We start from the raw sequence: 12,323 nt of genomic DNA, 5'->3' as shown, positions 1-12,323 counted from the left end.
GGGTGCATCACCATCGACGAGCCGATGCGAGGGGTATCGCGGCAGTCTTCCCGGGTCATAGCTGGGTCGGCGTACGGCTATCAGCCCCGCGACATGTGGCCGTGCGAAACCCACCTATTAATTCCCTCTTATTTCCGTAAAAATACCGCTGGCCTGCACACTTTTCCAGAATTGGTCTGACCATTGATCTCGCCTCGTTTCCTTGGCTGTTGACCTGCAAGGATGTGCCAAACGAGTAGGACCAAAGTCCTTCCTCCGCCCTGTTCAAGAGGCGTTCAGATCAGGTAGTAGACTCAAAAAAGAGGAGCCCCCAGGCTCCATAGGTACCGCGACAAAGCTGTCGTGATCGGGCTGGGACCCACCGGTTCCCCCGAGGGCCCTATCGGTACGACGCGACGGCGCGGCAATCCCTGACGCGCTCCTTCGCCGTACCCCGAGCGATGAGGAGAGTACGCCTGTGTCGATGACCGACGCCCCCTGCTCCGAGACCCAGAGCAGCGACCTGCCGCCCATTTCCGACCCTGCCGCCTCCGACGTCGCCTGGCGGAGCTTCGAACGCGGGCCCTGGTGCGAGCGCGTCGACGTCCGCGACTTCCTCCAGCGCAACTACACCCCGTACACCGGGGACGCTTCGTTCCTGGCTGGGGCCACCGAGCGCACCACTCAGATGTGGGCCCACCTGACCGCGATGTTCCCCCAGGAGCGCGAGAAGGGCATCTACGACGTCGACCCGCACACCCCGTCGACCATCACGTCTCACGCTCCGGGATATATCGCCAAGGACGACGAGCTAATCGTCGGGCTACAGACCGATGCCCCCCTGAAACGGGCCATCATGCCCAACGGGGGTTGGCGCATGGTCGAAGGTGCCCTCAAAACCTACGGGTACCCGGTCGACGAGCAGGTTAAGACGATCTTCACGGACTACCGCAAGACCCACAATGCTGGCGTCTTCGATGTGTACCCACCGGACGTTCGTGCTGCCCGGTCGGCACACATCGTGACTGGCCTGCCGGACGCCTACGGCCGTGGCCGCATCATCGGTGACTACCGTCGGGTGGCGCTCTACGGCGTAGACGCGCTGATCGAGTCCAAGCAGCACGAGCGGATCGAACTCGACGCGCAGCGTTCCATCGAGGACGTCATCCGCGATCGCGAAGAAAACGCTGAGCAGATCCGCGCGCTCGGTGAACTCAAGACCATGGCCGCAAGCTATGGCTGCGACATCTCCGGACCGGCCCGCACCGCCCGAGAGGCCATCCAGTGGCTGTACTTCGGCTACTTGGCTGCGGTGAAGGAGCAGAACGGCGCGGCGATGAGCCTGGGCCGTACGACTAGCTTCTTGGACGTCTTCATCGAGCGCGACCTGGTCGCCGGGGAGATCACTGAGGAGCAGGCGCAGGAGCTCATGGATGACTTCGTCATCAAGCTGCGCATCGTGCGGTTCCTGCGGACCCCGGAATACGACGCGTTGTTCTCCGGTGACCCGACCTGGGTGACCGAGTCCATCGGTGGCATGGGCGAGGACGGCCGCACCCTGGTCACGAAGAACTCGTTCCGCATGTTGCAGACCCTGTACAACCTGGGTCCGGCTCCGGAGCCCAACATCACCGTCTTCTGGAGCGAGGACCTGCCGCAGGGATTCAAGGACTTCTGCGCGAAGGTCTCCATCGACACGTCTGCCATTCAGTACGAGTCGGATCACCACATCCGGGGCAACTGGGGTGACGACGCCGGGATCGCTTGCTGTGTGTCAGCGATGGCTATCGGCAAGCAGATGCAGTTTTTTGGCGCCCGGGTCAACCTGGCCAAGGCCCTGCTGTACGCCATCAACGGCGGCCGGGATGAGCTGTCCGGCAAGCAGATCGGCCCGGCCCTGCCTGCTGCCACCGGGGACGTCCTGGACTATGACGATGTCCGGGCGAAGTTCGATGTCCTGCTCGACTGGCTCGCCCAGACCTACGTGGATGCCCTCAACTGCATTCACTACATGCACGACAAGTACGCCTACGAGCGCATTGAGATGGCGTTGCATGACCGTCAGATCCTGCGCACCATGGCCTGCGGCATCGCCGGCCTGTCGGTGGCCGCGGATTCTCTGTCTGCGATCAAATATGCGACGGTCCGTCCGGTGCGAGACGAGTCCGGGTTGGTCGTGGACTACGACGTTGACGGCGAGTTCCCGGCGTTCGGTAACGACGACGACCGGGTTGACTCCATCGCCGCGGAGCTGGTTGAGAGCTTCATGAGCAAGATCCGTCAGCTGCCGACGTATCGCAACAGCCTGCACACCCAGTCGGTGCTGACCATCACCAGCAACGTGGTGTATGGCAAGCACACCGGCAACACCCCCTGCGGTCGTCGAGCTGGCGCCCCGTTCGCGCCGGGCGCCAACCCGATGAACGGACGCGACACCCGAGGAATGCTCGCCTCGGCGCTATCGGTCGCCAAACTGCCCTATGCCGAAGCGCAGGATGGGATCTCGCTGACCAACACGGTCGTCCCCTCTGGTCTGGGTCGCACTGAGGATGAGCAGGTCGCCAACCTCGTCGGGATCCTCGACTCGTACATGGGCGCTGAGGGCTTCCACGTCAACGTCAACGTCCTCAACCGGGACACCCTGTACGACGCGATGGAAAACCCAGAGAAGTACCCGCAACTGACGATCCGGGTCTCCGGGTACGCCGTGAACTTCGTGCGGTTGACCCGTGAGCAGCAGCTCGACGTCATCTCCCGGACCTTCCACCAGAGCGCCTGACCTGGTGAAAGATTCATGCACGGGTGCTCCCGGCGCGGCGGTCGCCGCGCCGGGAGCACCCGCGTCTGCGCTTCCCATCGCCACACCACGCCGCCTGGAGCGGGTCCGTTCAGGGCAGCTGGGGTCGGTGCATTCCTGGGAATTGGTGACCGCCGTCGATGGTCCTGGCACCCGGTTGACGGTTTTTCTGTCCGGTTGTCCGCTGCGATGCGCCTACTGTCACAACCCGGACACCATGCGCTCCTTCGACGGTGAACCGACTGACAGCGAAGAGATCATCGCCCGGATCGCTCGCTACCGGGGGATCTTCGCCCGCACCGGTGGCGGGTTGACTGTCTCCGGCGGTGAGCCCCTGCAACAGCCGGCTTTCCTGCACCGGATTCTGCGCGGCGCTAAGGAACTCGGCGTGCACACTGCGGTGGACACGTCCGGTTTTCTCGGCGCCAAAGCCCACGACGACGTACTTGACGACGTGGACTTGGTCCTTCTCGACGTCAAATCCGGACTACCGGACACTTACCGCGAGGTCACCGGCCGTGAACTCGCACCGACTCTTGACTTCGGAGCTCGCCTAGCCCGACGCCGTACCGCCGTGTGGATCCGGTTTGTCCTCGTCCCTGGTCTGACCGATGCGCCCGACAATGTCGCCGCAGTCGCCGACCATGTCGCCGGATGGCATAGCGACGGCGGACACATTCAGCGGGTCGAAGTGTTGCCTTTCCACCAGATGGGTCGGGATAAGTGGCAACGACTCGGCATGACCTATCGGCTGGACGACGTCCGGCCACCGCACGCCGATGAGATCGAAACAGCCCGGGAGGTCTTCCGCTCCCGCGGTCTGACCACCTACTGAACTCTGAAGGGTCGTGACGGCCCCGTCCCCTGCCCGGGGTCGGGGCCGTCTACGCATCCGAGCAGCGAAGACCAGCAGGTCATTAGGATGAGGTCAGGGCCGATTCCTTCAGCCACGGCCCGTCCCACGACGAGAGGTAAAACATCATGCGCGCTCCGGTGGACCCGACCACCACCCTCGCCTGGGCGAAGCTGACCACGCTCGCAGCCGAGGCGGTGCCTGATCTGCGGCAGGCTTTCGCCGAGGATGCCCAACGCGCCACACGTTTCACCGCGACTGCCGGTGACCTGCATGTCGACCTGTCCAAAAACCTCCTCACCGACGACATTCGCGAGGCGTTGCTGGAATTGGCCGCCGAGGTTGGGGTGGAAGAACGACGTCAGGCGATGTATGCCGGGGAGCACATCAACATCACTGAGGACCGTGCCGTGTTGCACACCGCGTTGCGTCGACCACGCGGCATCACCGGTGAGCCGCTGACCGTGGACGGTCAGAATGTCGATTCTGATGTTCACGCCACTTTGCAACGGGTGTATGCCTTCGCTGAGCGGGTACGCGGCGGGGACTGGACCGGAGTGAGTGGCCAGCAGATCCGCACTGTCGTCAATATCGGCATTGGCGGTTCCGATTTGGGGCCGGTCATGGCCTATGAAGCCCTTAAGCCGTATGTGCAAGCTGGGCTGGAGTGTCGTTTCGTCTCCAATATCGACCCGAGCGATATCGCCGAAAAAACCGCTGACCTGGACCCGCAGACCACGTTGTTCATCGTGGCGAGCAAGACGTTCACCACGCTGGAGACGCTCACTAATGCCCGCTTGGCTCGGGCTTGGTTGGTGTCATCGCTGCGAGACGCCGGGGTGATCGACGGGTCAGCAGAGCAGGATGCTCAGGCGGTGGCGCAGCATTTTGTGGCGGTGTCCACGGCCTTGGACAAGGTCGCTGCGTTCGGGATCGACCCGGCCAACGCCTTCGGGTTCTGGGACTGGGTGGGCGGACGGTATTCCGTGGATTCCGCGGTGGGTACGGCGCTGGCGGTGGCGATCGGCCCGCAGGGTTTCCAAGATTTCCTCGGTGGTTTTCACACCATGGACGCTCACTTTGCGCAGAGCGCACCTCAAGACAACGTCCCGTTGCTGATGGGGTTGCTCAACGTGTGGTATGTGAATTTCTTAGGCGCCCACACCCATGCCGTCCTGCCCTACACGCAATACCTGCACCGATTCCCGGCGTACCTGCAGCAGCTGACCATGGAATCCAATGGGAAATCGGTCCGCTGGGACGGCACCCCCGTGACCTGCGACACCGGTGAGGTGTTCTGGGGCGAGCCTGGCACCAACGGACAACACGCTTTCTACCAGCTCATCCACCAAGGCACCCGGCTCATTCCGGTTGACTTCATTGCGGTGGCCAATCCGGCCCATCCGTTGCGAGATGGGAATGCCGACGTCCACGAACTGTTCTTGGCCAACTTCTTCGCCCAAACCGCTGCGCTGGCATTCGGTAAGACCGCTGACGAAGTCCGCGCCGAAGGCACCGCTGAGGCGATCGTCCCAGCGCGGGTCTTCACCGGGAACCGCCCGACGACCTCGATCATGGCCCCGGAGCTCACCCCGGCCGTCCTCGGTCAACTGATCGCGCTCTACGAACACATCACCTTTGTCCAGGGCATCGTGTGGGGCATCGATAGCTTCGATCAGTGGGGCGTTGAACTCGGCAAGCAGCTCGCCCAGCAACTGACCCCGGCCGTAGCAGGAGACAATGGCGCTGTGACCGCGCACGACTCCTCCACCCAGGCCCTGATCGGTTACTACCGCGAGCACCGTCGCTGAGAGACCACTGCTTCGTCTGATGACACGGCGCCGCCACCGGGACCACCTCGGTGGCGGCGTCTTCATGTCCCCAGCTGCGAGCGCCACGATGCCCGGAAATGCCCGCCCGGCTCCTCCCTCTTGCCAATACCCACCAAGGCAGGCCAATGATGTATCAAGACCGTCGTTGCACGCTCCCGCGGAGGTGTGGAGGCATCCTAGCTCCCGCCCGGACAGAAAGGACCCGTCATGGCCGCGACGCGACGTTCCCTCGAGACCTTCGACCCTGAAGACACTCTCCCCGCTGACCTGGAGGATGCCCCTCTCGATGGTGATCGGCCGGTGTGGGTTTACGACACCTTAGGCGACCCAGCTGACGTGTCAGTCGATCCCGACGATCCCCCTGCCTGATCCAGGAGTGCCCAGATGCCCGCCGCGGCAACGACCCTGGGACAACGCGCTGGTGCCATCCTGCGGGATGTGCGCGCCGGGGACGGTGAACGCATGATCGACCTGGTGGAGTTAGTGACGCCACTGTTGTGGCAGGTCGCGCGTTCCGCCGGTCTGGACGCGGCCACCGCTGAGGACGCCGTACAACAGGCGTGGCTCCACCTCGTGGAGCACCAAGACGACGTGCACGACCCTGACGCCGTGGTGGGCTGGCTGCTCACCACGGTACGTCGAGAATCGTGGCGGTTGATGCACCGTTGCCGCCGTACCCTCAGCAGCGACGACTCGGCGCTGTCCCTCGATGGCAGGCCCGTCATCACCGGCAGCATCCCGGTCGACCCTCAGGAACGGGCAGTAGCAAACGTCCAGGCCGACCGACTGTGGATGCACGTTCGTCAACTCAGCCCCCGCTGTCAGGCGCTCCTGCGGGTGATTTGCTTCGCTGACCGCCCCGACTACGCCTCGATATCTCAATCATTGGGTATGCCGGTCGGCTCGATCGGTCCCACCCGGGGACGCTGCCTGGCCACGTTGAGGTCAGCGCTCCTGGCCGACCCCACGTGGAGCGCCCCATGACCCACTCCCACCGTGAATCCGACCTTCTCGACCAGACTGACACTGCGATCCTGGACGCTCTCCGGCATAGCTGCGAACGCGGGGACCCGTTGCCACGGGGAATGACCACCCGGATCGCCTATCGGATGACCCTGGCAGGACTCCATGCCGAACTAGCCGAACTGCAAGAGGGCACCTTGTCGAGCCTCCGCAGCTCCGGCAGCGACAACCCCACCTGCACCGACACGGCAACTTTCCGGGGCAGTGCAGTCAGTCTCATGATCCGGGTCCGACGACAGGACCTGCTCGACGACGATCTCCGACTCGATGTGGAATGCTGGGTCAGCATCCCCGGGACCCGGGTGGAGCTGTGGTTGGACGACAGCCATCCCCGGGCCCTCGACGCCGACCCCGACGGCCGCCTCACCTTCACCAACGTCCTGCCGGGAGCAGCCCGGTTTGTCATCAGGCCTGACAACTCCCCTCCCGTCACGACCCCGACGGTGCAGCTGTGAACCCACGGACCCGGTCAACACCACCACAGTGCACCCGCCGTTTCCCAGAGTGACGGAGGACCCCCCTCTCCTTGCCGAGCAGGTCAACGACCTCCTCGACCAAGCTCGTATCGCTTTCAACGGATATCACCTCGACGACGGGCATCGCTGCCTGCTGCACGCCCAAGAGTTGGCCACCACGTCGAGAACGTCTTTGCCCCACGACCTGCTGATGCGCCTCCGTCTCACTGCGACCTGGGTGACCTTCGACCGGGAAGGACCCGCTGCCGCCTTAGCTGAACTCGACCGAATCAGTGAAGAATCCACCGAAGCCACTCGCACAGATCTGATCGCCGCCAGCGACGTCCAACGAGGCATCCTGCGTGCTCGCTGCGGCGATATCACTGGAGCTCTGGACGCCCTGCGCCGAGCTGAGGAATACCGACTGGATATGCCCCTGGCCGACCAGGTCCGCCTGGTCATGCATCGCGGCATCCTCCACCACCAATGCCACGATATCGCCGCCGCTCGCACTGATTTCGACACCGCGGCGACACTCGCTGACGAGGCAGGACTGACCACCTTGTGGTTCAAAGCCCGACACAACCAAGGATGCGCCGCTTTCATCCAAGGTGACCTGCCCGAAGCGCTTCGGCTCATGGATGACGCCGCCCGCACCGGCATCGCGATGAACTGCGGGATCACCCTGCTCGACCGGGCCCGAGTCCTCTGCGAAGCAGGACTAATCCGGGAAGCCGCTGAAGCCTTCCACGAATCCGCAGCCGCATTCACCGCCGACGGCGTCCATCGGGAGGTCACCGAAATCGACGTCGATCTCGCCCGATGCGAACTCCTCCTCGGCGACCCTCTCCGCGCCGCCCGACGCGCCGAACACGCCGTCCATCAATTCCACCGACGTCACGAACCATGGTGGGAAAACCGGGCCCGACTCGTCCAACTCCAAGCCGCCGCCTACGCGGCGGACCTCGCGGCCACTCCCCCTGACCTCAGCTGCGCAGCCCGCGCCCAGAGCGCACACCACCTGATCAACGCGGCAACAGCGATTGGCGACAGTGACACCGCTGCCGCTGCCCGTCTCGAACTGGCCGAAGCCCTCTGCGACGGATCCGACAATAGTCACGACCCGATACACGCAGCTCACATCGCAGCGCGTGTCCTCGACGACGCCCGATCACTGACGCAATCCCCCCACGTGACCGCACGGCTGGGATACGCCCACGCCCGCATCCGGGTCGACCTCGCCCGAGGACGGATCCGCGCCGCCCGAGCCCGGCTCGCCCGAGCCGCAGACGACCTCGCCAACACCCAATCTCGCATCGCAGGTCTAGATGCCCGTACCGCGCTCGCTGTCCACGCCCGTAGGCTCGCCGACCTCGATCTAGGACTGGCCTACAACTCCGGACGACCCTGGAGCGTGCTTCACCGACTGGAACGGTGGCGACGCGCCATCGACCCTCTCGTTCCCGTCCATCCTCCACCGGACGCTGAAGAGGCCTTTCTGCTCAGTAGGTTGCGCCAAGCCCGCGATGACCTCGCTCACGCTGATTCGACGACGACCGCGCAAGCCCGAGCCGACGTACGACGGCTGGAACGCGCCACCGCCGCCACCCGGTGGCGAGCCCGATGCCGCCTCGACAACGTCACCGCACACGGCCCGTCCCACGCTGAGATCGTCGATGCCGTCACCACGACACACCGACACGGTACGACGGTCCTGGCGCTCCTCCACCTGCACCACCATGTCATGGCTGTGATCTCGCCCCCGACGGGGAACACCCAGATGGTCGATCTTGGTCCCGCCGATCAGCTATGGCGACAGATCGACCGGGTCAGCAACGACATCGACGCTGTCGTACGCGTCGCTGATGACCCCTTCCTCACTCACCTCGTCAGCGATGCCACCCGGCGTTCTCTCAGCGCACTGGATGAGCTCCTCGTCCCCGCCATACAGTTGGCAGGAAGCTCGTCGTTGGTCGTCCTCGGTGGGGATCTGTTCGGCGTCATCCCTTGGGGGATGCTCCCCAGTCGTCGTGGCTACCCCACCACCCTCGCGCCGTCCCTGCTCAGCTGGTCTCGACAACTCAATCGAGAAGAGCAGCAACAACCTCGACCACCCCGGATCGTGTCCCTCCACGGCCCTGGCCTGCCGCACGCGCCAGCAGAGATCCGGCGTGTCCTGACCGTATGGACCGGTCAGGACACGCCGCCCCCATCCCCCGCCACCCGTGACGATCTGCTCGCTGGGCTGTCGACTGCCGATATTGTCCACATCGCCGCTCATGGCGACCATCACCGGCGCAGCCCCCTGTTCAGCTCGCTCCGGCTAGCTGACGGCCCTTTCTTCGCTCACGAATTGGAGAGCCGCACCATCCGAGCGTCCTTGGTGGTCTTGTCCGCCTGCGACACCGGACGGGGCACCGCACGCCCCGGTGAGGAGCCACTCGGGTGGCCGTCCGCGCTTCTCGCACTCGGCGTGCACACCGTGATCGCCCCGTTAACTCCGGTCCGCGACGAACAGACCGCAGCAGTGATGGTCCAACTGCATCAAGGCCTGGCCGATGGGTCACCAGCCGATCAGGCCTTGGCTCTTGCTGCCTCGACACTTCCGCTGGGCACCCCGTTCACCTGCTTCGGGGGCCCTTGGCAGCGGCATCTCCCCCCGCCACGCAATGACACACCAGGACCTGCGCCCATCACCCGACCTGGCATCTATTCGCCATCTCACCTCGCGTCCCACCACGATCAAAGAACACCAACAGATCCGCCAACGCAGCGGAGATCTCCAAGCCCGTCGGCAACTCAGTGAACAACCATTGCCCTGCCGGGTTGACCTCTAAGAAGACATACCGACCCTGAGGGGTCAACCGCAGGTCCACCGCGCCGTACCAAATCCCGAGTGCACGGTGCAACCCCAATAGCGCCGCGGCCACGGGCTCCGGCAACTGGTGCACCGACCAGGTCCGATCCGGATCGACCCGGAAATCGTAGGGATAACCGCCCTCGTCGCACCTCGTGGCAGCCGCAAACACCTGCTCTCCCACCACGGTGACCCTGACATCCGCCCCACCGACATACTCCTGAAAGATCACTGGGGCGCAACGCACCCCGTCCAATAATGCGAGGTCACCAGTGCGAACCGGGCGGGTTTCCCGCCATGTCGCCTCAGTGGCCGAAAACGGTTTGAAGATCACCGCTGACTCGCCAACCAGAGAACCATCGTCGCGGGCGACCCCACCGAAGACGTCGATAAACTCGCGGGCCACCGCCGGATCGCTGGTCATGCAAGTCCGGGGAATATCCAGCCCCAAAGATGCTGCGACCTTCAGCTGGCGCATCTTCCGACTCGCTGCCTCATCAGCGTCCGGATCATTGACCCACCGGGCGTCCAAGCAGGACCACAGCCCTGTCAAGAATGCCGCACACTCACCGCGAGCGAAATCCCGATCAATGGGCTCGGACACCTCCACCGGAATGTCAAACGGTTGCGGTCGACGCCACCACATCGCGTGCAGATCCGTGACATCGACCCGCCCCCCAAAGGTTCCACGATCCCACATCGCCGACCAGGTGTCGTCATGCTGGGTGACAGTCACACTGGTGACCGCTGGAAGTGACCCTGTATCAATCAGGACGTGCTCTGCCCCACGAGCGTCCAGCTCATCCCGGACGACCTGGGCATGCAAGTCATCTGGGGAGGAGACGATACCGATCATGACCGCATCAGCTCCTCCATCGCAGCGTCGAGAGCCTGAGCTGCCTGGGACAACAACCCGAGCAACTCTTCCCGGTCGACGACTACGACGGAGTCGTCCTGCGAGTCGATCGGCACCTCTGACATGTCGCCGTACTGCTGAACTGGACTGAGTACGCGGAAAGCTCCCGCTTGGACAAATGGGCGCAACCGGGTCGTCCTACTGACAGGGTTGACGATCGGATCATGCAGGACCGCCCCCGGGTTCCATGCACCCTCGCAGAAGGTATTCGCGTTTTCGTTCCACGTGTGTGGATCGTCGTCGGAGTAGAACGTGTTCGTGGTGTCACCGGCACGACTGGTGTGACCATGCTGCAGGATGTCCTTGCCACGGCTGGTGTAGGTCCGGTGTAGTACGTCGTCGACATTCGTTCCTTCCTCCTGCAGAACGGTGTACACGCCCTCCCGTGGAGCCGCAGCATGGGCGACGTCACGCCAACCAGTGTTCAGGTCATACGACAGGTGGGTATCCCGTGCCAACGGCGTATCCGCAACGAGATGGGTGTCCTTGGACAGCAGCGTGTCCTGAGCGAGCTGGGAATCCTTGCCTAACCCGGTGTCTTGAGCCAGAAGGGTGTCCTGGGCGAGGTGGGAGTCCCACGCACGAATGGTGTCTCGCTGGAGCAATGTTCCGTTGACATCCTGCGCCAACACGGTGCGCTGACTCAGCTTCGTCACCGTGGGAGACACCGCCAGCACCGCACCGATGGTGACCCCAGAGTTGGCGCCGCCTTGCGCAGCGCACCCTCCGTTGGTGTGCACGCCAACCAGTCTGCCGGTGGTCGCTTGCAGGATGCCCGACCCGGAGTTACCACCGAGGGTGTCAATGTCGCTGTAGGAAATTCGACCTTCACCGATCGCTACTGCCGGGCCCGCTTCGACCCGTTTAGGCTGCCCTGCCGGATGACCGATGATCGCCAACATGTCGCCGACAACAGCATCTGCCGTAGCAACTCTGGTCACCCCGTAGGTCACCCCAGGCGTCCCTGCGAGACGACAGACTGCCATGTCAATTCCGCCGAGACGGTACTCCACGAGCTCGATGATCGGGAAACGCACCTCCGCTCGCAGGTTTCCCGTGGGGTCGATCTGGTAGTCGACGTTGATGTGCATGTTGCTGGCGATCTCGGTGGGGCTGATCGCGGTGGTGGTGCCGTTCTGACGTGGCACCCGCCATCCATGAGGATCCTGGTCAAAGAGGTGCCCACAGGTCAGCATCACGTCAGGAGCAATCAAAGTGCCGCTGCCCCATCTCACTCCAGCGACATCACCGGGATCGGTGTAACGACTGCCAAGGTCGTCGTTCCACTGCACCTGCACCACTGGACGCTGATGGGAAGCGACGAAATCCACACTGACGCCGAGAGTCCCGTCATACTGTTCGACCGGTTGGCTGTCGTCAGTGGAACCGCAGATCGATTCGAGGATGGTCGCGTAGGCAGGTCCTGCGCCGGTGGCTTCGGCCAGCGCGAGGACGTCCAGTCGAGGTGGGAAGAGCACGTTTTCGGCGTTCGGGGGTGGGCATTTTCCTTCGCCCTCTGCTGCCTTCCGGGACGATGACCCGGTGTTCCTGGCGTTCATGGCTGGCTCCCTCCGGGAAGAACGGCGGAGAATATCGCCGTCACCCAGGGGA

9 protein-coding genes are annotated in these 12,323 nt (G+C 63.9%); 7 read left to right on the top strand and 2 right to left on the bottom strand.

Going from position 1 to position 12,323, the window contains the following annotated elements; genetic code table 11:
- Positions 1 to 463 precede the first annotated feature (463 nt).
- The 7 genes from pflB to KEM60_RS10765 all read left to right on the top strand — a co-directional run bounded on the left by pflB (position 464) and on the right by KEM60_RS10765 (position 9,745).
- Positions 464 to 2,758 (top strand): formate C-acetyltransferase, encoded by a 2,295-nt coding sequence (gene pflB, locus KEM60_RS10795; RefSeq protein ID WP_219107625.1) that lies wholly within the window; start codon positions 464 to 466, stop codon positions 2,756 to 2,758.
- Between the two features lies 1 nt (position 2,759).
- Positions 2,760 to 3,611 (top strand): pyruvate formate-lyase-activating protein, encoded by an 852-nt coding sequence (gene pflA, locus KEM60_RS10790; RefSeq protein WP_370626370.1) that lies wholly within the window; start codon positions 2,760 to 2,762, stop codon positions 3,609 to 3,611.
- A 146-nt stretch (positions 3,612 to 3,757) separates the two neighbouring features.
- Positions 3,758 to 5,440 carry a glucose-6-phosphate isomerase gene (gene pgi, locus KEM60_RS10785; protein ID WP_219107623.1) on the top strand — a complete coding sequence of 561 codons (1,683 nt, stop codon included), beginning with the start codon at positions 3,758 to 3,760 and terminating at the stop codon, positions 5,438 to 5,440.
- A 228-nt stretch (positions 5,441 to 5,668) separates the two neighbouring features.
- Positions 5,669 to 5,830 carry a hypothetical protein gene (locus KEM60_RS10780; RefSeq protein WP_219107622.1) on the top strand — a complete coding sequence of 54 codons (162 nt, stop codon included), beginning with the start codon at positions 5,669 to 5,671 and terminating at the stop codon, positions 5,828 to 5,830.
- Positions 5,831 to 5,845: 15 nt separating this feature from the next.
- Positions 5,846 to 6,445, top strand: coding sequence for an RNA polymerase sigma factor (locus KEM60_RS10775; protein WP_219107621.1), 600 nt, complete (start codon positions 5,846 to 5,848; stop codon positions 6,443 to 6,445).
- The gene (locus KEM60_RS10770) at positions 6,442 to 6,939 is read left to right on the top strand and encodes a hypothetical protein (RefSeq protein WP_219107620.1); all 498 of its coding nucleotides are present in this window, start codon (positions 6,442 to 6,444) and stop codon (positions 6,937 to 6,939) included. The genes KEM60_RS10775 and KEM60_RS10770 overlap by 4 nt, the downstream gene beginning before the upstream one ends.
- Before the next feature lie 49 nt (positions 6,940 to 6,988).
- The gene (locus KEM60_RS10765; RefSeq protein ID WP_219107619.1) at positions 6,989 to 9,745 is read left to right on the top strand and encodes a CHAT domain-containing protein; all 2,757 of its coding nucleotides are present in this window, start codon (positions 6,989 to 6,991) and stop codon (positions 9,743 to 9,745) included.
- Here the strand turns inward: KEM60_RS10765 and KEM60_RS10760 are convergent.
- Together KEM60_RS10760 and KEM60_RS10755 are read right to left on the bottom strand one after the other, a co-directional pair.
- A complete protein-coding gene (locus tag KEM60_RS10760; RefSeq protein ID WP_219107618.1) occupies positions 9,633 to 10,652 on the bottom strand; it encodes an MvdC/MvdD family ATP grasp protein in 1,020 nt (339 codons plus the stop codon). The two genes, KEM60_RS10765 and KEM60_RS10760, sit on opposite strands and share 113 nt — an antisense overlap.
- On the bottom strand, positions 10,649 to 12,271 hold the full coding sequence (locus KEM60_RS10755) for a serine protease (RefSeq protein ID WP_219107617.1): 1,623 nt from the start codon (positions 12,269 to 12,271) through the stop codon (positions 10,649 to 10,651). Before KEM60_RS10755 ends, KEM60_RS10760 begins: the two co-directional genes overlap by 4 nt.
- Positions 12,272 to 12,323 lie beyond the last annotated feature (52 nt).

The organism is Austwickia sp. TVS 96-490-7B (assembly GCF_019331795.1).
Classification (GTDB): domain Bacteria; phylum Actinomycetota; class Actinomycetes; order Actinomycetales; family Dermatophilaceae; genus Austwickia.
The sequence above is the reverse complement of the archived record's forward strand: the minus strand, read 5'-3'. Positions and strand labels throughout refer to the sequence as shown.

Coding starts and splice junctions, on each gene's coding strand:
- KEM60_RS10780 (WP_219107622.1), top strand. CDS start 5,669: ATGGCCGCGACGCGACGTTCCCTCGAGACCTTCGACCCTGAAGACACT.
- KEM60_RS10775 (WP_219107621.1), top strand. CDS start 5,846: ATGCCCGCCGCGGCAACGACCCTGGGACAACGCGCTGGTGCCATCCTG.
- KEM60_RS10760 (WP_219107618.1), bottom strand. CDS start 10,652: ATGATCGGTATCGTCTCCTCCCCAGATGACTTGCATGCCCAGGTCGTC.
- pflB (WP_219107625.1), top strand. CDS start 464: ATGACCGACGCCCCCTGCTCCGAGACCCAGAGCAGCGACCTGCCGCCC.
- KEM60_RS10770 (WP_219107620.1), top strand. CDS start 6,442: ATGACCCACTCCCACCGTGAATCCGACCTTCTCGACCAGACTGACACT.
- pgi (WP_219107623.1), top strand. CDS start 3,758: ATGCGCGCTCCGGTGGACCCGACCACCACCCTCGCCTGGGCGAAGCTG.
- KEM60_RS10755 (WP_219107617.1), bottom strand. CDS start 12,271: ATGAACGCCAGGAACACCGGGTCATCGTCCCGGAAGGCAGCAGAGGGC.